Annotated in this window: 17 protein-coding genes; 7 read left to right on the forward strand and 10 right to left on the reverse strand. The window is 56.2% G+C overall.

Annotation, left to right across the window (positions count from 1 at the left end; genetic code table 11):
- Nucleotides 1-172: 172 nt before the first annotated feature.
- Nucleotides 173-1528, reverse strand: coding sequence for an NADP-specific glutamate dehydrogenase (gene gdhA, locus PGR91_RS02825; RefSeq protein WP_055202990.1), 1356 nt, complete (start codon nt 1526-1528; stop codon nt 173-175).
- 312 nt (nt 1529-1840) lie between these two features.
- Nucleotides 1841-3397, reverse strand: a complete 1557-nt coding sequence (locus tag PGR91_RS02830) for a hypothetical protein (protein ID WP_118655608.1) — start codon at nt 3395-3397, stop codon at nt 1841-1843.
- A gap of 94 nt (nt 3398-3491) precedes the next feature.
- Here PGR91_RS02830 and PGR91_RS02835 point away from each other — a divergent pair, with 94 nt between their 5' ends.
- Nucleotides 3492-4673 (forward strand): AIR synthase related protein, encoded by a 1182-nt coding sequence (locus PGR91_RS02835; RefSeq protein ID WP_055202994.1) that lies wholly within the window; start codon nt 3492-3494, stop codon nt 4671-4673.
- A 166-nt stretch (nt 4674-4839) separates the two neighbouring features.
- On the opposite strand, the gene PGR91_RS02840 is transcribed toward PGR91_RS02835, so the two are convergent.
- The 5 genes from PGR91_RS02840 to PGR91_RS02860 all read right to left on the reverse strand — a co-directional run bounded on the left by PGR91_RS02840 (nt 4840) and on the right by PGR91_RS02860 (nt 8242).
- Entirely contained in the window at nt 4840-5064 is a 225-nt protein-coding gene (locus PGR91_RS02840) for a hypothetical protein (RefSeq protein ID WP_172970721.1), read from the reverse strand.
- 177 nt (nt 5065-5241) lie between these two features.
- Complete coding sequence (locus tag PGR91_RS02845) at nt 5242-5745, reverse strand: hypothetical protein (RefSeq protein ID WP_101573611.1); 504 nt, start codon at nt 5743-5745, stop codon at nt 5242-5244.
- Nucleotides 5742-6236, reverse strand: coding sequence for a hypothetical protein (locus PGR91_RS02850; protein ID WP_118458072.1), 495 nt, complete (start codon nt 6234-6236; stop codon nt 5742-5744). Before PGR91_RS02850 ends, PGR91_RS02845 begins: the two co-directional genes overlap by 4 nt.
- Before the next feature lie 14 nt (nt 6237-6250).
- On the reverse strand, nt 6251-6982 hold the full coding sequence (gene ubiE / locus PGR91_RS02855) for a bifunctional demethylmenaquinone methyltransferase/2-methoxy-6-polyprenyl-1,4-benzoquinol methylase UbiE (RefSeq protein ID WP_101573607.1): 732 nt from the start codon (nt 6980-6982) through the stop codon (nt 6251-6253).
- A gap of 9 nt (nt 6983-6991) precedes the next feature.
- Nucleotides 6992-8242: an ABC transporter permease gene (locus PGR91_RS02860; RefSeq protein ID WP_101573605.1), complete on the reverse strand. Its 1251-nt coding sequence runs from the start codon at nt 8240-8242 to the stop codon at nt 6992-6994.
- A 134-nt stretch (nt 8243-8376) separates the two neighbouring features.
- On the opposite strand from PGR91_RS02860, the gene PGR91_RS02865 reads away from it, so the two are divergent.
- Nucleotides 8377-9156, forward strand: coding sequence for an SDR family NAD(P)-dependent oxidoreductase (locus PGR91_RS02865; RefSeq protein ID WP_118655610.1), 780 nt, complete (start codon nt 8377-8379; stop codon nt 9154-9156).
- Nucleotides 9157-9247: 91 nt separating this feature from the next.
- Nucleotides 9248-9937, forward strand: coding sequence for a zinc metallopeptidase (locus PGR91_RS02870; protein WP_101573601.1), 690 nt, complete (start codon nt 9248-9250; stop codon nt 9935-9937).
- 91 nt (nt 9938-10028) lie between these two features.
- Here the strand turns inward: PGR91_RS02870 and PGR91_RS02875 are convergent, their stop codons facing one another.
- The 3 genes from PGR91_RS02875 to PGR91_RS02885 all read right to left on the reverse strand — a co-directional run bounded on the left by PGR91_RS02875 (nt 10029) and on the right by PGR91_RS02885 (nt 13061).
- Nucleotides 10029-10736: a hypothetical protein gene (locus PGR91_RS02875; RefSeq protein WP_101573599.1), complete on the reverse strand. Its 708-nt coding sequence runs from the start codon at nt 10734-10736 to the stop codon at nt 10029-10031.
- A gap of 141 nt (nt 10737-10877) precedes the next feature.
- Entirely contained in the window at nt 10878-12485 is a 1608-nt protein-coding gene (pckA, locus tag PGR91_RS02880; protein WP_101573597.1) for a phosphoenolpyruvate carboxykinase (ATP), read from the reverse strand.
- Nucleotides 12486-12644: 159 nt separating this feature from the next.
- Entirely contained in the window at nt 12645-13061 is a 417-nt protein-coding gene (locus tag PGR91_RS02885) for a VanZ family protein (protein WP_172970720.1), read from the reverse strand.
- A gap of 87 nt (nt 13062-13148) precedes the next feature.
- On the opposite strand from PGR91_RS02885, the gene hemW reads away from it, so the two are divergent.
- The 4 genes from hemW (at nt 13149) to PGR91_RS02905 (ending at nt 22192) form a co-directional block, all read left to right on the forward strand.
- Complete coding sequence (gene hemW, locus PGR91_RS02890; protein ID WP_101573677.1) at nt 13149-14276, forward strand: radical SAM family heme chaperone HemW; 1128 nt, start codon at nt 13149-13151, stop codon at nt 14274-14276.
- Between the two features lie 79 nt (nt 14277-14355).
- Entirely contained in the window at nt 14356-18618 is a 4263-nt protein-coding gene (gene glgP / locus PGR91_RS02895; protein WP_101573676.1) for an alpha-glucan family phosphorylase, read from the forward strand.
- 159 nt (nt 18619-18777) lie between these two features.
- Nucleotides 18778-20712, forward strand: a complete 1935-nt coding sequence (locus PGR91_RS02900) for an amylo-alpha-1,6-glucosidase (RefSeq protein ID WP_182424197.1) — start codon at nt 18778-18780, stop codon at nt 20710-20712.
- 190 nt (nt 20713-20902) lie between these two features.
- Nucleotides 20903-22192 (forward strand): glycosyltransferase family 4 protein, encoded by a 1290-nt coding sequence (locus PGR91_RS02905; RefSeq protein WP_316616097.1) that lies wholly within the window; start codon nt 20903-20905, stop codon nt 22190-22192.
- Nucleotides 22193-22213 lie beyond the last annotated feature (21 nt).

The raw sequence follows: 22213 nt of genomic DNA on the forward strand, positions 1-22213 counted from the left end.
AACGTTTTTTTTCAAAATCGAGCCTGTTTCGGGATAATAAATTGCGACGGAACGTCGGATTCGGGATGATTTTTTATCGTTTGTTTTTGCTGCCGGCGCTTCCTGCCGCGCGAAACGAAAAAACGTTCCCGGATTTCCGGGAACGTTTTTAATATCAGGAAAGTAAAGGATCTTATACGCAGCCCTGGGCCAGCATGGCGTTGGCCACTTTCATGAAGCCGGCGATGTTGGCGCCGTTGACGTAGTTGACGTATCCGTCGGGGCCGGTGCCGTATTTCACGCAAGCGGCGTGGATGTCTTTCATGATCGAGTGCAGTTTCTGGTCGACTTCCTGCGGAGACCATGACAGACGCATCGAGTTCTGCGTCATTTCGAGGCCGGAAGTGGCTACGCCGCCGGCGTTCGACGCCTTGCCCGGCGAGTACAGCAGTTTGTTGTCCAGGAAGGCCTTGATCGCTTCGGGCGTAGAGGGCATGTTGGCGCCTTCGGCAACGCAGAAACAGCCGTTTGCGATCAGCGTTTGGGCCTCGTCGCCGTTCAGTTCGTTCTGCGTGGCGCACGGCATCGCGATGTCGCATTTTACGCTCCACGGACGCTGTCCTTCGTAGTAGGTGGCTTCCGGATATTTTTCAGCGTACTCTTTGATGCGGCCTCGGAAAATGTTTTTCAGTTCCATTACATAGGCCAGCTTATCGGCATCGATGCCTTTCGGGTCGTAGATGTATCCCGACGAATCGGAAAGCGTTACGACCTTGGCGCCGAGCTGGGTCGCCTTTTCGCAGGCGTACTGCGCCACGTTGCCCGATCCGGAAATCGCTACGGTCTTGCCTTTGAAGCTTTCGCCCCGCGTAGCCAGCATCTCCTGGGCGAAGTAGCAGGTGCCGTACCCGGTGGCTTCCGGACGCAGCGGACTGCCGCCCCAGCCGAGGCCCTTGCCGGTCAGCGTGCCGGTAAATTCGTTGCGCAGCCGCTTGTACTGGCCGAACATGAAGCCGATTTCGCGTCCGCCCACGCCGATGTCGCCGGCCGGCACGTCCGTGTTTGCTCCGATGTGACGTTGCAGTTCGGTCATGAACGACTGGCAAAAGCGCATTACTTCGTTATCGGACTTGCCTTTCGGGTTGAAGTCCGAGCCGCCCTTGCCGCCGCCCATCGGCAGCGTCGTCAGGCTGTTTTTGAAGGTTTGCTCGAAGGCGAGGAACTTCAGAATGCTCAGGTTTACCGACGAGTGGAAACGGATGCCGCCTTTATAGGGGCCGATCGCGCTGTTCATTTCGACGCGGTAGCCTTTGTTGATCTCGATCTCCCCCTTGTCGTTGAGCCACGGAACGCGGAACATCACGATTCGTTCGGGTTCGGCGATGCGTTCCAGGACTTTCATTTTCTGGAGCACGGGATTTTCGAGGATGTACGGGGCCAGCGATTCTACTACCTCGTGTACGGCCTGGTGAAACTCTTTTTCACCCGGATTTCTGGCGATGATATCGGCCATGAAATCGTCGACATACTTTTGAACGTGTTTTTCCATAGGATTCGGAATTTTATAGAGATTTGTTTTTTCGCACTGTCGGTGTTTGCGACCGTAAAAATAGGTGAATAATATCAGAACGGCAAACGACGATCGGGCATTCGGCCGGCGGATCGTACCGGTGTTAAAAATATAACGGTTCGATTCGTTACTAAATGTTTTTTAAATTTCCGGTATTGATTTCAAATGATAAGCCTTTTGCGAAATCTGGCCGAAAATTGTCAGCGGATAAAAAAAAATTATTTTTTTTAAATTACAATTTAACATGCGCGCTGCGACGGGATTTTACGCCGTCCGCATTTTTCGTGCCGGCTATTTCCCGCCGTTCTCTTCGAGAAACCGCCTGCGAATGATCTCGGCGACCGAACTCCCCTTTTGTTTGCTCTCGAGCCACGACAAAATGTCGAGGTAATAAAACGTCCGGCGTTCGAACGGGTGGTGCTCGAGCGGTTTGAGCCGTTCGTACAGTTGGCGCAGCTCTTCTTTCAGGTTGGTGGCGTACATCGAGTTGAGCCGTTTGAGGAAGGCCATGATCTCCTGTTGCACCTGGTGCATGTCGTTCATCTTGACCAGGAACAGGCACACCGAGCGCACCTGGTAGTCCAGGTTGTAGTCGATGCCCGCTTCGTAAGAGGCGATCAGGTTCAGGATGCGGGCGTAGCATTGCAGATCGCGGTGGATGCGCGGATCGCGCGTGCTGATGATCCTTCCGAGGTAGTCCATGCACTTGCGGTAGTCGCCGTGTCCGAAATAGAGGCAGGCGATTTTGTAGCAAAGCACCATCCGGTGGTGGATATCCAACTCGGTCCCGTAGTCGCGGATATACCGCTCCACTTCCGGGATCATCCGGATGCCTTCCGCGAATGTGCCTTCCCAGAAATGCTTGTTGATGCGGTTGACGTAAATGATCTGCTGCCAGATCATCCGGGCGTTGTCGTTGATGGCGGCGATCGAGTCGGCTTCGTCTTCGAAGTCGTCCAATTTCTGGATGAACCGCCGGTAGCTGCGCAGCAGATAGAGTCCGTCAAGCAGCCGGGAGTATCCCCGCAGGTAGAGATCGTACATCAGCTCTTTCATGTGCGGCGCGCTGTCGAACAGCAGTATCCAGCGACAGACGTATTTGTAGCACGTCAGCATATCGTGCCGGATGTAGTTGTACCAGACCTGCGCCTGGTACAGGTATACTTTTTCGGTGAACGAAAGCTGCCGTTCGTCGTCGTATTTCGCCAGCGTCGGGCCGTAGACCTGGACGATCATGTCGAGGTCTTTCTGCGTACGGGCGTATCCCAGTTGCAGGTAGAGCCCGTAGAGCTGCGACCCGCTGTTCGACAGTTCGTTGATGTTTTTGATCCGCGTGCACAATTCGGCGACTTGCCGGCTGACCGTTTCGCTTTTGGCGACCAGTCCGCGGGAGACGCTCAGCGTCCCGAGCCTTTTCTGAAACTCGATGATTTCGATAGCCTGCGTGTACTGTTCGTAGAACAGCGCCTGTTCTTTCGCTTTTTCGAGGATCTTGGTGCTTTGCCGGAACAATCCCTTGTCGTACAGGATGCGGGCGAAGTCGATCTGTTCGCGAAGTTGGATCGGAACCGTGCGTTGCGCGTCGAGCAGCCGGATGCTGACCAGGATCTGTTTGTAGAGGTGCGCCTTCATGTTCGGCAGCTGTTCCTTCTTGATCGGGCAGCGCTGGAGGATTTTCGTTTCGTCGTATTCGTCCAACGCGTCCATGCAGTCGAAAAGCGAAATGAACTTCGCTTCCTGGTTGCCGGACAGGCGGGTGGCGTAGAGTTTGAAGTTGCGCTTCTCCGCCTTGCTCATGCTCCGGATCAGGTCGTATACGGACTCTTGTTTTCCAGTTACGATGTTCATCTTTTTCGGATTTGTAACAAGCAAAATTACGAAAAAATACAGACAAACCGAAATTTAATGGCTATCTTTGTAACGCATTATTCGAACTGAAATTATGTCTGAATCATCATCACGTTACGCGGGACGCGGGGTTTCGTCGTCGAAAGAGGACGTGCACGCTGCGATCAAAAGCATCGACAAGGGGCTTTACCCCAAGGCGTTTTGTAAAATCATTCCGGATTTTCTGTCGGGCGACGACGGGTCGTGTCTCGTCATGCATGCCGACGGAGCCGGCACCAAATCGGCGTTGGCTTACGCTTACTGGCGGGAAACCGGCGACTTGTCGGTGTGGAAAGGCATCGCGCAGGACGCGGTCGTCATGAATACCGACGACCTGCTGTGCGTCGGCGTGACCGACAACATTCTGCTGTCGTCGACCATCGGGCGGAACAAGCACCTGATCCCCGGCGAGGTGATCGCCGCGGTGATCAACGGCACCGAAGAGTTTTTGCAACACTTGCGCGAACTGGGGGTCGGGATCTATTCGACCGGGGGCGAAACGGCCGACGTGGGCGACTTGGTGCGGACGATTATCGTCGACAGCACCGTAACGGCGCGTACCCGGCGCAGCGACGTGATCGACAATGCGAATATCCGCAGCGGCTGTTATATCGTCGGACTCAGTTCGTCGGGACAGGCGACCTACGAGGACGAATACAACGGAGGGATGGGCAGCAACGGATTGACTTCGGCCCGGCACGACGTTTTTGCGAAGATCGTCGGCGAGAAGTATCCGGAAACGTTCGATCCGGAGGTTCCCAAAGATTTGGTTTATACCGGTAAATACCGTTTGACCGATACCGTAAAGGGATGTCCGCTGACGGTCGGCAAACTGGTGCTGTCGCCGACGCGGACATACGCTCCGGTTGTCCGGGCAATGTTGCAGGAGCACCGCGGCGATATTCGCGGCATGATCCATTGCAGCGGCGGCGGACAAACCAAAATTCTGCATTTTATCGACAAGTTGCACGTGGTCAAGGATAATCTGTTCGAAACGCCGTTGCTGTTCCGGATTATCCAGCGGGAATCGCAGACGCCGTGGCGCGAAATGTACAGCGTGTTCAACATGGGACACCGGATGGAGCTTTACGTCGACAGCGAAGCCGTGGCGGACGACCTGATCCGGATTTCGAAAAGCTTCGGGGTCGATGCGCAGGTCGTCGGTCGTGTCGAAGCGGCCGATAAGGCTTCGGTGACGATTACGCATCAGAACGGGACGTTCGATTATTATAAATAGGACGGGATCCGTTTGAAGAAAACGGCAAGCCGGCTTCCCCCGATCGGGGGAAGCCGGCTTGCTTTTCGGTCGGAAACCGCCGGTTTCTTTTTTGGGGCAAAAAAATAAAGGGTCTTCCTGGAAGATCCTTTACTTTTTATCTGTAAGCGTCCGAAAACGCCCGCGATTATTGAGCGGCAGCAGCCGTGTCGGCAGCGGCAGCGGTCGTATCGGCAGCAGCAGCGGCAGCGGCGGCAGCAGCAGCTTCGGCGGCAGCGATCGAATCGGCAGCCTTGGCAGCGGCGATCGAGTCGGCTTTGGCTTTTTCAGCGCCGGCGTTACCGCAAGAAGCGAAAGAAACGCAGGCAGCAACAACTGCGAGCATCATTACAGATTTAGTAAAAGTTTTCATAGTGACAAGAATTAATTGGTTGAATTATTCAGGCGCAAAGGTATAAAAATGATTGGTTATTGGAACAGTTATCCAGTGAAATTTTTGCCGAAAAATGAATTTTCCCGGTAAAAAATTTGGTTTTGTCGGATATTTTTCGTATAACCGAAGCGGCGCCGGGATCGAAAGCCCCGAATATTACTCTTTTGCGGCGGCATTCCCGGCGGAACTGTCGGGGAGAAGCGACTGGCTCTCCTTGAAAGACGACAACGGAATCTCTTCGCGGGCGACGAATGCGCGGTCGAAAGCGTCTTTGATCTTTCCCCACAGGATGGTCGCTTCTTCCGCAGTCAGGCAGTTGCCGACGGTGACCTTGAAATAAGGAGTGTCGTAAGTCATGTCGGCCGGTATGCCCGGATATAACTCCCGAAAGCGGCTGAGCGCATTCTGCCCCGCCGAACGCGCGTTCTGGCTGTTGTCCGAAAAGATGCGTACCCGATATCCGCGTATTTTGACGCCGGACTGGTTCGTCTGCATCGAACTGACGGCCGAAGCGGCCGTGCCGTGCTCGGTAATCTGTATGCGGCTGCCGTAGGAACCGTCCGGTGCGGCCAGTTGGTTTTTAAACCCGCCCAGTCCCTGGGCTGCGACCGTGGCTGCGGCAGCGGCGAGCGGCAGCAGGATCGTCATGAACTTTTTCATAGATCGATATTTTGCAGGATGTCGGAAAGCTTGATCCCGAACTGCCTGAGAAAGCGTTCGGTCTCCATATCCTCGATTACGTATTTTTTGCGCATCAGGCCGGCCCGGGCTACGACGACGCCGGAGACGGTCGTTCCTTGGACGCCCCGCGACAGCGTGCTCATTACGCCGATCGCGCCGAGCATACCGCCTTCGAAACGCACGTTGACCGGAACGCGCACCGTGCCGTCGAATTTGCGAGGCAGTTTTACCTTTTCGTCCACCCGGGCCTGAACCAGCGTTCGGTCGCCCTTTTTCAGCGTCAGTTCGGCGCGCGCGACCGTGAGGTTCGTTCCCGATCCGTTCGACGCGCGTACGAACAGGTCGATGGCCGTCTGGGAAGTGCCTACGGACTGGACTTGTACGGATTCGATTCCGTCGTAGGAGAGATCTTCGACCCGTACGCACGAAACGATCGGCAGTATCAGCAGCAGGATAATCAGTTTTTTCATGGGCTTGATTGTTTTTACGTCGATGAAACGGGCTTTTCGGCGCTGTAAATCTGCGCTACGCCGCCGAACAGGTTTTTGAAACGCGCGTTGCGGAAGCCCGCGTCGCGGAGAATTTCGGTGAAGCGTTTCCCGTAGGGAAATTCGCCGACCGATTCGGGCAAGTAGGCGTAGGCCGCGCCGTCTTTCGAGATCATTCCGCCGATCCGGGGCAGCACCCGGAGAAAGTAGAATCCGTAACAGGCTCTGAAGATCCGGTTCTGCGGCATACCGAATTCCAGCACGTAAAGCCTTCCGCCGGGCTTCAGGGCCCGGTACAGGCCGGTCATTCCGCCCGGCAAGTCTTCGAAGTTGCGGACGCCGAACGCTACGGTGGCGGCGTCGAACCTTCCTTCGCCGTATCGGGGCGTCTCGGCGTCTCCCTGCGACAGCCGGATGCGGCCGGAGAGTCCTTTCCGTTCCACCTTTTCGCGGCCGATGGCCAGCATCCGTTCGGAGAGGTCGATGCCGGTGATCTGCGCTGCGGGACACGCTTCGGCCAGCATGATGGCCAGGTCGCCCGTGCCGGTCGCCATATCCAGGATTTCGGCGGGCCGGTGCAGGCGCACCATTCGCACCACCCGGCGGCGCCATCCCCGGTCGATGCCGAGCGACAACAAGTGGTTCAGCAGGTCGTACCGGCGGGCGATCCCGTCGAACATCGTTCGCACCTGTTCTTTTTTGCTTTCCGTCTGGTTATAGGGTTTCATCGTTCGGCACTATTCGAAGCGGATCGTTTTCTCCGGCAAAATTAGTGAAATTATCATCGTCGGCAAAGCCAGCAGCGCTACAATGAACAGGAAGGTCGCGGCATTCAGCAGCGCCAGCCACCCCCAGTCGATGAAAATCGGTACGGTGGTCAGGAAATATCCCTCCTGGCTCAGCGAAATCCATCCGGTGCAGTGCTGTAAGAGACACAGGCCGATGCCGACCACGTTGCCCCAAAACATTCCTTTTATAATGACGAACGACGAGCGGATCACGAACATCTTCTGCAGGGCGCGGTTCCCCATGCCGAGCGCTTTCAGCGTGCCGATCATCGACGTGCGTTCGAGCAGGATGATCAGCAGGGCGGCGATCATGTTGAACAGCGCCACGAGCAGCATCACCGTAATGATGACTCCGGCGTTGACGTTGTGCGCGTCGAGCCAGTCGAAGATCATCGGGAAACGCTCCCGGATGTTGATGACGCGCAACGAGTCGTGTTCGTCTCCCGTCAGGTTGTCGAAAACGACTTGGTAGACGTCGTCCGTAAAAGGCTCCAGCCGTCCGAAATCGGACGTGGCGATTTCGAACCCGGTGATCTGCGTCGAATCCCATCCGTTGAGTCGCTGGACGTTGCGTAGGTCGGTCAGCACCATCATGTGGTCTATTTCGCTGAACTGCGTGTCGTAAATGCCCGCGACCCGGAAGAGGTCGCGCCGCGGCGGATCCTGGATGAACAGCATTTCCAGCGGATCCCCGACCGAAACTTCGAGCAGGTCCGCCAGCGAACGGGAGACCGCGATATCCTTGGTGCGGACGCCGCTTTGCACGTCGGGCAGTTCGCCCTCCACGAGGTTTTGTCGGAAAAACGACCAGTCGTACGTGCTGTCCACTCCCTTCAGTACGACGCCCTGCATCGCGCGTTCTCCGCGCGGAATGCCGATCGTGACGGCATAGGGATACATTCCCGAAAAATTCCGCACGCTGCGGATTTGCGACAGGAACGGCTGGTTTTTCGAAATGGGAACCGTTTCGTACGAAACGTTCCCGTCGAGATTGACGATCTGAACATGGGAGCCGAATCCGCTCAGTTTCGCGGCGATCTCTCGCTTGAATCCGAAAATCACGCTGAGCGATATGATCATTACGGCGATGCCGATCGCGACGCTCAGCGTGGCGATGCGCACCATCACGTTGTTTTTGCGCCCGCCGGTTTGCGTCGCGATTCGCCGCGCCAGGAAATATTCGAGGTTCAGTCTGCCCATATCCGCCGTAAAATAGTTTAAAAGCTACAAAGTAACGTAAAATTTCGTATTTTTGCATATAATCGGGAGGTTGGTTTTTGCGCCTGCGCGCAGAACGGGCGAAAAAACGCTACCGTGATTAATAAAATGCCGTTATGGAAAAGACAGCTTTGGTTACCGGCGCTTCCTCGGGAATAGGGACTGCCACCGCCCGCGCACTGGCGCGGCTGGGGTACGACCTCGTAATCACCGGGAGGCGCACCGACCGTTTGCAGAAACTCAACGACGAACTGGAAAGAGAGTACGGCGTGAAAGTGCATGTGCTGGGATTCGACATCCGGGACCGTTTTCAGACCGAAGGCGCGCTGAGCGCGTTGCCCGACCGTTTCCGGGAAGTGGACCTGCTGGTCAACAATGCGGGACTGGCGTCCGGTTTCGAGCACCTCGACGAGGGCGACCCGCACGACTGGGAACGGATGATCGACACGAACGTCAAAGGGTTGCTGTACGTGACCCGCGTCGTGTCGGGGTGGATGATCCGGCGCGGCAAGGGAGGGCATATCGTCAACCTCGGTTCGATCGCCGGAACGCAGGCTTATGAGAACGGAGCCGTTTACTGTGCTTCGAAGCATGCCGTGCACGCGCTTTCACAGGGGATGCGGATGGATTTCCTGAGTCACGGGATCAAAGTGACCGAGATCCGTCCCGGTATGGTCGATACCGAATTTTCGACGGTGCGTTTCCACGGGGATAAGAAACGGGCCGCGGAGGTGTACCGCGGCGTCGAACCGCTGACCGGCGACGACATTGCCGGGATCGTCGCATGGGTCGTTTCGCTGCCGCCGCACGTCAATATCAACGACATCGAGGTAATGCCGTTGCAGCAGGCCAATGCCTATATGACTTTCCGGAAACAGGAATCCGAAACAACGTAATAAAGCGCGAGCAAAAACGTTTTATTCTTAAAAACAGATCATAAGTTGAAACCGCACGTCTTGCAGCGTGCACAAAGAAAAAAGTTGAAAAATGTATTTAGGACCAATCAATGCGGAATGGGTGTTGCTGATCGTTATTGCGATCGTCGGTTTTATCGTGCAGGCGAAGCTCCAATCGGTTTTTAAAAAGTATTCCAAAGTGATGTTTCCCGGCGGTCTGACCGGTAAGGACGTGGCCGAACGGATGCTGCACGACAACGGGATTTACGACGTGAAGGTGGTTTCGACGCCGGGGCACCTGACCGATCACTACAATCCGGCCACGAAGACCGTCAATCTCAGCGAGTCGGTTTATAGCAGCAACAGTGTGGCCGCGGCGGCGGTAGCCGCCCACGAGTGCGGCCATGCCGTGCAGCACGCCCGCGAGTACGCTCCGCTGAAAATGCGTTCGGCGCTGGTGCCGGTGGTTAGTTTTTCGTCGCAGTGGGCGATGTGGGTGATTATTGCCGGAATGTTGCTGCTGAATACCTATCCGGCGCTGTTTTGGATCGGGATCGGTATGATCGCCGTATCGGCCGTTTTCAGTCTCATCACCCTGCCGGTCGAGTACAATGCTTCGGCTCGCGCGATGGAATGGCTGACCGGCAGCTACACGTTGAAGGGCGAACAGGCCGCGCAGGCGAAAGAGGCGTTGGCATGGGCGGCGCGCACCTATTTGGTCGCGGCTCTGTCGGCGGTCGTGACGCTGATCTACTATATCGGGATCGCCCGAAGGCAGTAAGATTTTCGATCGCATGAATCGATAAGGGACGGTTTTTCGAAAAACCGTCCCTTAAATTTTTGTCCCGATGGCGGGATGCGCCGCGCGATCGTCAGTATCCTGCCTCCGTGATCCGGTTCAGCGCATCTTCCAGGTCGGCGCAACTCTTTTCGATCGACCGGGCCAGGTCGCCGAACGGATTTTTGACCGTGTAGTTGTGGCAAGGCGGATACTCCATCACGAACCTTACGGCCGCCACGGTTCCTTCTCCCGACGGGAGCGTATCCCGGAGCGCTTCGGGAAAGCGGCGGGAATCCATGTACAGGCCCGTGCGTATCGTTTCCATATCCGATACGCATCCCGCAATGGCGTCGTTGATCGAATTCTCGGCCAGCCGGATATCGTCGATGACCGACAGCAGTTCGGGCTCCATGTACTGCATCGTCCCCGATTGTTTCAGGATGTCTTCCGAGGCCGACGTGGAGGTGAATACGTTTTTTTCGAGCAACAGCGTCAGGAATTTTCCGAGCATTTCGGGCGGCAACGTGTCGTAGCGGTCGCCGGCCCGTACGATGCGGTCGGTGGAAGCGCAGATGCGGCGGCAGTTGTCGGCGGTTTCCCGGTAATACTCGAACGATTCGCGTGCATCCGCTTTCAGCACCGCGATGACTTCCCGGATGTCCTGACGGTGGTTGTACTCCTGGATGGCCCTGTCCGTCCCGAAAGTCAGGACGATACTGGCCACTACGGCGATAAAGTTCGGGAAAAACGCTCTCCACGTTTCGGTTTCAAACAGATTCATCGGTTGGGTTCGTTTCATGTTCCGGCGGTTTCGGGGCCGGACGCAGGTTTGTCTAACGACTAAAGGTAATGATTTTGGCGCGGAGATCGGATGCGGTCCGAAGAAAAAAATCCCGGCGCAAAAACGCCGGGATTTTTTCGGTTATAAAGGATTCTCGTCTTAAAGTTTCGGGCCGGCGGCAACCAGTTTCTTGCCGGCTTCGTTGCCTTCGAATTTCTTGAAGTTCTTGATGAAACGTTCGGCCAGGTCTTTGGCTTTGGCATCCCACTGCGCGGCTTCCGCATAGGTGTCGCGCGGATCGAGGATCTTCGGGTCTACGCCCGGCAGCGCGGTCGGAATTTCGAAGTCGAAGTACGGCATCTTTTTGGTCGGAGCCTTGTCTATCGAACCGTCGAGGATCGCGTCGATGATTCCGCGGGTGTCCTTGATCGAAATACGCTTGCCGGTTCCGTTCCATCCGGTGTTAACCAGATAGGCCTTTGCGCCGGAAGCCTGCATTTTTTTCACCAGTTCCTCCCCGTATTTGGTCGGATGCAGCGACAGGAAGGCTGCGCCGAAGCAGGCCGAGAAGGTCGGAGTCGGTTCGGTGATGCCGCGTTCGGTTCCGGCCAGTTTGGCGGTGAAGCCGGACAGGAAGTAGTATTTGGTCTGTTCCGGGGTCAGGATCGAAACCGGAGGCAGCACGCCGAAAGCGTCGGCCGACAGGAAGATCACCTTTTCGGCAGCCGGGCCTTTCGAAACCGGTTTAACGATGTTCTCGATGTGGTAGATCGGATACGAAACGCGGGTGTTTTCGGTTACCGATTTGTCGGCGAAATCGATCGAACCGTCCGCACGCACCGTTACGTTTTCGAGCAGCGCGTCGCGCTTGATGGCGTTCCAGATGTCCGGTTCGCTATCCTTGTCGAGGTTGATCACTTTCGCGTAGCAGCCGCCCTCGAAGTTGAAGACGCCGTCGTTGTCCCAGCCGTGCTCGTCGTCGCCGATCAGCAGACGTTTCGGGTCGGTCGAAAGGGTGGTTTTGCCGGTGCCGGACAGCCCGAAGAAGATTGCGGTGTTGCCGCCCTTCAGGTCGGTGTTGGCCGAGCAGTGCATCGAAGCCATGCCTTTGAGCGGCAGCAGGTAGTTCATGTAAGAGAACATGCCTTTTTTCATTTCGCCGCCGTACCAGGTGTTGATGATGACCTGCATCTTTTCGGTCAGGTTGAATACGACCGCCGTTTCGGAGTTCAGCCCCAGTTCCTTGTAGTTTTCCACTTTGGCTTTCGACGCGTTCAGTACGACGAAGTCGGGTTCGCCGTAGTCGGCCAACTCTTCGGCGGTCGGGCGAATGAACATATTGGTCACGAAATGAGCTTGCCAGGCCACTTCCATGATGAAGCGGATCTTCAGGCGGCTGTTTTCGTTGGCTCCGCAGAACGTGTCGACGACGAACAGGCGTTTTTTCGAAAGCTCGTCGGTGGCGATGTCTTTCAGCACTTTCCAGCTCTTTTCGCTGATCGGCTTGTTGTCGTTCTTGTATTCGTCGGAAGTCCACCAGATCGTGTTCTCGGTTACGGCGTCTTTCACGAAAAATTTATCTTTCGGAGAGCGGCCGGTGTAAACGCCGGTCATCACGTTTACGGCTCCCATATCGGTTACTTGTCCTTTTTCGAAACCTTGCAGACCCGGTTTGGTCTCCTCTGCGAACAGTTGATCGTAAGAGGGATTGTGTACGATCTCGGTAACGCCCGTGATCCCGTACTTGCTCAAATCAATCTTTGACATAATTTTAATTTATTTAGTTAATGCTCCTCTTTCGGAAGTATCGTTCAGTCCGGTTTTATCCGGTAATCAGCGGCAAAGATACGTATTGTTACCAAAATAACAATTAAAATATTAAAAAAAATTATTATCGGTTCGCTCCGATAAATTTCTGTTAAGCAGTTAATTGTCGTTGTTCGGGGGCGTTTCGTTCCCGGAATCTTTTTTAAAAATCAGTCGTTCGGCCAGCCGGGCGAGCGGAATCCCCGCCAGCGCTCCGGCCGAATTGGCCGCGAAGTCCAGCCAGTCGGCGCTCCGGTCGAAGTACTCCCCTTGCAGCAGTTCGATGGTTCCGGAAAAAATAATGGCGCACAAGGCGACCCAGATCCGGTTTCCGCGCGACGGTTGCAGCCACAGCAGCAACAGAAGCACCTGTCCGAGATAGAAACAGAAGTGGACGATCTTGTCGAAATGGGGGATCCGGGCCAACCATCCCATCGGGGGCAAATCGTCGCCCGGACTTAGCGACCCGTAGAGAATTACCGCCGTCCAGACGAAAAAAAGGACCCCGGCGACCTTTATATGTCTCTTTTTTTCCATATTTTTGTAATCATCGGAATCCGTGCGGAAACCGCCCGCAAAGGTATGCATAATAACCGTACGGATTGTTTTAATACCCCAGATTTTATGGCCGGCATTTACATTCATATCCCGTTTTGCAAAAGTAAATGCCATTACTGCGATTTTTATTCCTGCACGTTGCTTGCCAAAAAAGAGGCCGTGCTCGCTGCCGTTGCGGACGAGTTGGCCTGTCGTGCCGGTTTTCTGCAGGGCGAACCGGTGCGGACGGTTTACGTCGGCGGCGGCACGCCGTCGCTCTGCACGCCGTCGGAACTGGGGGCGTTGATCGGCCGTATTCGGGACGTTTACGACGTATCCGGGCTGCAGGAGGTAACCGTCGAAGCCAATCCGGACGACCTGACGGCGGATTGGCTGACCGCGCTGCGAGTCGAGGGCGTGAATCGGCTCAGCATCGGAATTCAGTCGTTCATCGACCGCGATTTGCGGTGGATGCACCGGCGCCACGATGCGGCATCGGCCGTGCGGGCCGTCGGGGAGGCGCAGCGGGCCGGCTTCGAAAACCTGACGGTGGACCTGATTTACGGCATCCCGCAGATGAGCCTCGCGGAGTGGGAACAAAACGTCGGACAGGCGATCCGGCTCGGCGTACAGCATATTTCGGCCTATCACCTTTCGGTCGAGCCGGGAACCGTTTTCGGCAAACGCCTGCGCCGCGGCGCGTTGCGCGAAATCGATCCGGAACGGAGCGTAGCGCAGTACCGCTTGTTGCACGAGATGCTGACCGGAGCCGGGTTCGAACATTACGAGATTTCGAATTTCGCCCGGACGGGATTCCGATCGCAGCACAACGGCAATTACTGGAACGGCACCCGTTACCTCGGCGTCGGGCCGTCGGCGCATTCGTTCGACGGGGCGCTCCGGCAGTGGAATGCGGCGGACGTGCGGCTCTACTTGGAGCGCGAACCGCGGCAGGAGCATTTCGAAAGCGAAACGCTGTCGGAACATGCCGCCTACAACGAGTTCGTGATGACGTCGCTGAGGACGGCGTCGGGGCTCGACGCCGACGTGCTGGAACGCCGATTCGGGGCACGGAAATTGCAATATTTCACGCGGCTGGCCGTTAAATTTCTGGCCGAAGGGACGCTGGTACGCACGGGCTCCGCGTATCGCATTCCGTTTGAACACTATCTGATTTCGGATACGGTGATATCCGATCTTTTTTATGTGGAATGACGCCGGGATTCCGGAAACAAAACGTATCTTTGTTAGGAACGTTAAATTGAAAATCAAGTATATCTAAAAATAGATGAAAATGTCAAACAACGAAGAAGTTAAGAAGATGCCCGACTATCTGTTCGAGGTGAGTTGGGAGGTGTGCAACAAGGTCGGCGGCATCCATACCGTGATCGCAACCAAAGCGTTGACAATTTCGAAACAGCTGGGAGACCATTACATCCTGATCGGACCCGACGTGCACCGCGAGGATGTCAACCTCGAATTCGAGGAGGACCCGGCGCTGCTCAAGGAGTGGAAACAAGTGCTGTTCGCCAATCATAACATACGGGTCAAGACCGGCCGGTGGAAAGTCAAAGGGAAGCCGTTGACGATCCTGGTCGATTTCAGCCAGTTTTTCTCGAGCAAGGACGATGTGTTGAAATTCCTGTGGGAGAGTTACCGGGTCGATTCGATCAGCGGGCAGTGGGATTATATCGAGCCCGTGCTGTTCGGGGCGGCGGCCGGCAAGGTGATCGAGAGCTACGTGAATTATTTCTGTTCGGCGACCGACCGGGTGGTGGCTCATTTCCATGAATGGATGACGGCCAGCGGCGGATTGTACCTACAGAAACATTCGCCTTACGTCGCCACGGTATTTACCACCCATGCGACGGTCATGGGGCGTTGTATCGCCGGCAACGGACTGCCGCTGTACGGCGATATGACGCGGTTGAACGCCGACGAACTGGCGCGGCGGTTCAACGTGGTTGCCAAACATTCGCTGGAAAAGACGTCGGCCGCCAATTTCGACTGTTTCGCGACGGTCAGCGACCTGACGGCGCGCGAGTGCCGCTATCTGCTCGGCAAAGAGGTCGACGTCGTTACGCCGAACGGCTTCGAGGACGACATTGTCTGGGAAGAGGCCGAGTTGCTCGAGAAACGCGCTTCGGCGCGCAAGGCGATGATCGAAGTCGCCGAAGCCTGTCTCGGCGTCAAATACGACCGCGAACCGCTGATCGTCGGAACCAGCGGGCGTTACGAGTTCAAGAACAAGGGACTGGACGTGTTCGTCGATTCGCTGTTGAAGCTCTCCGAAGACGATTCGTTGCAACGTCCGGTGCTGGCCTACGTAACCGTGCCGGCCGGAAACAACGGGCCGCGCAAAGACTTGCAGGCGCACCTGAACGATCCGAACAACCCGATCGATCCGAACGTGCTGCGCAATACGACGCATTATCTTTCGGCTCCGGAGTGGGACCCGATCATCGGCCGGATCAAAAATTCCCGCCTGATGGACCCGGCGTGTCCGGTACAGTTGGTGTTCGTGCCTTCGTATCTGAACGGAGACGACGGGATTTTCAACAAACACTACTACGAATTGCTGTGCGGCATGGACGTGACGGTATTCCCGTCCTATTACGAGCCGTGGGGGTATACTCCGCTGGAAAGCATCGCTTTCTCGGTGCCGACGATCACTACGTCGCTGACCGGGTTCGGCCTGTGGGTCGACGGCAAACTGAAAGAACACAAGGGCGTCGACGTGATCGCGCGCAACGATACGAACGATTCGGAAGTAGTTGCGGCCATCTCGGACGCGCTGAAAAATTATTGCGCGATGGATCGGCAGCAATACGATTCGTACCGGGTGTCGGCCCTTGAGATATCGAAGATCGCGCTGTGGAAAAACCTGATCGAATTTTATTACGAGGCGTACCGGAAGGCCAACGACCGGGCGACGACGCGGAACAACCGCGCCGCATACGACGGGGGCGGCGCGCATACCGAGCAGATCAACTTCGTCAAACAACAGTTGGTTAGCAATACCCCGTCGTGGACGCGCCTGATGGTCGAACGCAAGCTGCCCGAACGACTGCGTCCGTTGGAAGAACTTTCGAAAAACCTGTGGTGGTCGTGGACGATGAGCGCTTACGAGCTGTTCGAATACATCGACAACGCGCTGTGGGTCAAATGCGAAAAGAATCCGATCGACTTTCTCGACAAGCTGACCTATTCGCGGATTCTGGCGCTTGAAAAAGACGAAATATTCCTCGGCAAGATGGATGCGGTGTACGCGCAGTTCGAGGATTATATGCGGCAGAAAGCCGATGCCGAAGGGCCGAAGATCGCCTATTTCAGCATGGAGTACGGACTGCACAGTTCGCTGAAAATCTATTCGGGCGGACTCGGGATTCTGGCCGGAGATTACCTGAAAGAAGCCAGCGACAAGAACGTGCCGATGGTGGCGGTCGGATTGCTGTACCGTTACGGTTATTTCACGCAGCGGTTGTCGGCTTCCGGCGCTCAGGAAGCCAGCTACGAGGCCCAGAATTTCCTGAAGCTGCCGATCACGCCGGTGCGCGACGAGGAGGGGAACTGGATGGATATCCGGATCGCTTTCCCGGGACGGGACATTACGGCGCGCATCTGGCGCTGCGACGTGGGGCGCACCGAGCTGTATCTGCTCGATACCGATCACGACCTGAACCAGGAGGAGGACCGTTCGATTACGTTCCACCTGTACGGCGGCGACTGGGAAAACCGGCTCAAGCAGGAGATGCTGCTCGGCATCGGCGGTATCCGGGCGTTGCGGGCGCTGGGCATTCGGCAGGATGTGTACCATTGCAACGAAGGCCATGCGGCTTTCACCGGGATCGAACGGATCCGCAACCTGATCCACAATAAAAAGCTGTCGTTCAGCGAAGCCCTGGAGGTGGTGCGTTCGTCGTCGTTGTTCACGACGCATACGCCGGTTCCGGCCGGACACGACGCTTTCCCCGAATCGATGATCCGGCAGTACATGTCCCACTACCCCGACCGGCTGGAGATCACGTGGGAGCAATTCATCAACCTCGGCAAGACGAATCCGAACGATCCGAACGAAAAGTTCTCGATGAGTTTTTTGGCCTGCAACCTTTCGCAGGAGGTCAACGGGGTGAGCTGGCTGCACGGCGAGGTCAGCAAGGAGATCCTCGGCGGCATGTGGCCGGGGTACTTCAAGGACGAGCTGCATATCGGCTACGTGACCAACGGAGTGCATTTCCCGACCTGGTGCGCCGCGAATCTGCGCCGGCTGTATGCCCGGTTTTTCGGGGACGGGTTCCTCGAAAAGGATTACAAGATCTCGGCATGGCAGAAAGTGCATAATATCAGTAACCGGGAGTTGTGGGACGCCCGTCTCGTGCTGAAAAACAAGCTGATCGACCATATCAAAAAACGCGTCAGCGATCCGAAGCAGTTCCGGTTCGACTCGCCGCGGCAGATGATCCGGATCCAGGAGGCGCTGAAGCCCGACGTGCTGACGATCGGTTTCGCACGCCGCTTCGCCACGTACAAACGCGCGCACCTGCTCTTTACGAACCTCGACCGGCTGAACAACATCGTCAACAATCCGACGTGTCCCGTGCAGTTCATTTTCGCCGGCAAGGCGCATCCGAACGACAAACCCGGCCAGGACCTGATCAAACGGATCGTCGAAGTGGCCGCGATGCCGCAGTTTACCGGGAAGATCATCTTCCTGCAGAATTACGATATGGAGCTGGCCCGCCGGATGGTGCAGGGCGTCGACGTATGGCTCAATACGCCGACCCGTCCGCTGGAAGCGTCCGGCACCAGCGGCGAAAAGGCCGTCATGAACGGCGTGATGCAGTTCAGCGTGTTGGACGGCTGGTGGGTCGAGGGATATCGCAAAGGCGGCGGATGGATGCTGCCGATGGAACGGACGTTCGACGACCAGGGCTTCCAGGACGAAATGGACGCCGAATTGATCTACAATACGATCGAAGAGGAGATCGTGCCGAAATACTACCGCCGCGACGAGGAGAATATTCCGAACGACTGGATCGAATCGGTCAAGATCTGCGTGGCGGACATTGCGGCCAACTTTACGACCAATCGGATGCTGACCGACTACGAGGAGCGTTTTTACCATAAGCTGTACGACCGGAACCAGCAGATGGTAGCCCACGACTATACGCAGGCGCGCGAGATCGCGGCCTGGAAACGGCGGGTCAGCAGCCGGTGGGACAAGGTGCATGTGATCAGCGTAAAGCGGCTCGACATGGGCAAAGAGGCCATCTTGATCGGGCATAGTTACGACATCGAGGTGATCGTGGACATCGACGGGCTCGCTCCGGAGGACATCGGCGTGGAAATGATTCTTTCTGACCAGATCATCGATGGCAACGTGCGGGTGGTCGCCAAACGCGAACTGAATTTCGTGCGCGAGGAGGGTACTCAGGCCTATTATTCGATCCAGTCCACCCCCGAGGCGACCGGTTCGTTCGATATGGCGATCCGCGTGTTCCCGAAGAACGCGAAACTGCCGCACCGGATGGATTTCGCTCTGGTGAAATGGGGTTGATAATCAGCCTGATGTCCGAACGACGCGTTCGATGAGGAGCGTGTCGGCGAAGAGCGCTCCCTCGCTGTCGGAAAGGCTTTTCGGCGCCGCAAATTTTTATTGGATTTCGCGCAATTTTTTCTTAAATTTACGCGTAGATATAGAAAATAAATGGAGGATATGGCAGTTTTGCATTTCGACAAAAACGAGTTGGGGAATCTGGAGTATTCGCTTCAGCGCGAGATGCTCAGTACCAACCGCGCGGGAGGGTATATGAGTACGACGATCGTATGCTGCAATACGCGGAAATACCACGGGCTGATGGTGTGCCCGAAAGACGATGACGACGAGAATAATTACGTGCTGCTGTCGTCGGTGGATGAAACGATCGTTCAGCACGATCAGACGTTCAACCTGGCGATCCACCGTTTTCCCGGCGTGTACGAACCCCGGGGGCATAAGTATATTACCGATTTTACCTATACGCCGACGCCGGCGATTACGTACCGCGTGGGCGGGGTCGTGCTGAAAAAAGAGTTGCTGTGGATTCATTCGCGGACGCAGTTGCTGATCCGTTATACGTTGCTGGACGCCCGCTCGGATACGCAGTTGAGGCTGCGGCCCTTCCTGGCGTTCCGCGACCGGCACGGGCTGAGTAAGGCTAACCTGTTCGCGGACGGTCACAGCTACCCGATTCCCGGCGGCGTGCGGAGCCGGCTCTACGAGGGATTTCCGTGGTTGCATATGCAGACGAACGTTCCATGCGAATTCGTCGCTGCGCCGGATTGGTATTATAACTTCGAATATGCCGAGGAGATCGATCGCGGTTATCCGGGGCACGAGGACCTGTTGACGACCGGTTATTTCGAAACGGATATCGTCAAGGGGCAGAGCGTTATTTTTTCGTGTTCGACCGAGGAGGTCGATCCGGCGACGCTCGAAAAGGATTTCATGGAAGAGTTGGCGCGCCGGTCGAACAAGATCGATTTCTTGTCGTGTCTGCGGCATTCGGCCAGGCAATTCATCGTGCGTCACGGCGATAAGACCGAAGTGGTGGCCGGATATCCGTGGTTCGGCCGGTGGGGACGCGATACGTTCATCGCGCTGCCGGGCATCACGCTGACCCAGGGCGGCGTCGAGTCGTGTTGCGAGGTGATCGATACGATGGTGCGCGAGATGAAAGACGGCATGTTTCCGAATATGGGCAGCGCCTACAATTCGGTGGACGCTCCGTTGTGGTTTTTCTGGACGTTGCAATGCCTCGAAAAGCATATCGGCGGCGGACGTAAGCTGTGGAAGGCCTACGGCAAGCCGATGAAAGAGATCCTGGAGTCGTATATGCGCGGAGGCGAGTGGGTGCAGGTGCGCGAGAACGGACTGGTATGGGCCGCGCATCCGAATTATGCGATGACCTGGATGGACGCCGTCGTGGACGGCCGCCCGGTGACGGGACGCGAGGGCTATCAAGTAGAGATCAACGCATTGTGGTACAATGCGATTTGTTATACGCTTGAACTGGCGCGGAAAAATAAGGATACCGATTTCGTGAGCCGTTGGGAGCGGATGCCCGAACGGATCAAGGAGTCGTTCGTCGGGCTTTTCTGGTATCCGGAAGAGTCGTTCCTGGCGGATTATGTGGACGAACAGGGGCAGAACCGATTTATCCGGCCGAACCAGATCATCGCCTGCTCGCTGCCGTACGGTATGCTCAGCGACGCGATGAAGCTCGACGTGATCGACAAAGTGCATCGTCACCTGTTGACGCCCAAGGGGCTGCGGACGCTTTCGCCGCGCAATCCCCTTTACAAAGGGCACTACGGCGGAGATCAGCCGACCCGCGACCGCGCATACCATCAGGGAACCGTATGGCCCTGGTTGCTGGAACACTATGTGAAGGCCGGCTTCGATATGCACGGGAAGAAGTTCCTGAACGAAGCGGAGGATATTCTGAAAAATTTCGAAGAAGATATCAGTGTCAGCGGAATCGCTTCGATCAATGAGATTTACGACGGAGATCCTCCGCACTGTCCGAGGGGTTCCGTTTCGCAGGCGTGGAGCGTAGGCGCCGTTTTGCGGATCGACCAGATGATACAGGAGTGTAAATCTAAAAAATAAAGCCGGGAAAAGGGGGTGCGGAAACCGGACGGCAGGTTGTTTGCAAGGGAATTGTTTTTTGAAGGAACGGTTGAGGCCGGCAAACCGGATTTTCCGGAAAATTTCAGAAAAAGCTCCGCTGTTTATGGGTCGGTGTGGAAAAGAGGAAAACGAATTGAATTGATATAAAATAATAAAAACCATAAAGCAGATGAGAGTATTGATGTTCGGATGGGAATTTCCGCCGCATATCGCGGGAGGACTGGGAACCGCATGCTACGGATTGACCCGGGGACTGGCCAAGCACGACGTCGGGGTGATCTTCGTGGTGCCGAAGGCTTACGGGGACGAGGACGGCCGTTTCGTACGGGTCGTCAACGCGAGCGACGTGGAAGTGTCCGCGGACGATACGCGGGAGAAAGAAATTTGGGAGAAGCTGACGTTTATCCATGTGGATTCCAATATGGTGCCCTATGTGTCTCCCGAGGAGTTCGACGATTATTCGAGGCAGTTCCGCGAAACCGGGGAGTTGCCCGGGCGACACGACGTATGGAAAGAGCGTTATGCTTTTTCCGGGAAGTACGGGCCGAACCTGATGGAGGAAGTGGCGCGCTATGCGATGGTCGCCGCGCAGATCGCTCGGGATAGGGCCGGGGAGTTCGATGTGATCCATGCGCACGACTGGCTGACCTACTATGCGGGGATCGCCGCCAAACGGGTGTCCGGCAAGCCGCTGGTAGTACACATGCACGCGACCGAGTTCGATCGTAGCGGCGAGCATGTCAACCAGTCGGTCTATAACATCGAACGGGCCGGCATGGAAGCCGCCGACCGCGTGATCGCCGTGAGCAACCTGACGCGCAACATCGTGATCGAGAAATACGGGATTCCGGCGGACAAAGTCGTGACCGTGCACAATGCGGTGCGTTTCGACAAGCGGGATTCCGGGGAGAGCGAACGGAACGTGGAGGATAAGATCGTGACGTTCCTCGGGAGGATCACCTACCAGAAAGGCCCCGACTATTTCGTCGAGGCGGCGGCCAAAGTGCTCAAACGGTTGCCGAACGTCCGTTTCGTCATGGCGGGCAGCGGCGATATGTTGGTCCATGTGATCCGGCGCGTCGCCAAGCTGGGGATTGCCGACCGGTTCCATTTTACCGGGTTTCTGCGCGGGGACGAAGTGCAAAAGATGTTCGGTATGAGCGATGTGTATGTGATGCCGTCGGTGTCGGAACCGTTCGGAATTTCGCCGCTGGAAGCGATGAAGTCGAACGTCCCGGTGATCATTTCGAAACAGTCGGGAGTGGCCGAAGTGCTCGATTACGCGATCAAGGTCGATTATTGGGATGTGGACGCGATGGCGGACGCGATTTACGGCCTGTTGAAATATCCGTCGCTGGCGGCGATGTCGGCCGAAAAGGGGAAAAGCGAAGTGATTAATCTGAAATGGGACAACGCGGCCGGCGAAGTGCTCGATGTTTACCGCAGTTTGGTCGGATAAGGGACGGACTATAAAATACGA

This window comes from Candidatus Alistipes pullistercoris, from assembly GCF_027665465.1.
Lineage (GTDB): Bacteria > Bacteroidota > Bacteroidia > Bacteroidales > Rikenellaceae > Alistipes_A > Alistipes_A hominis.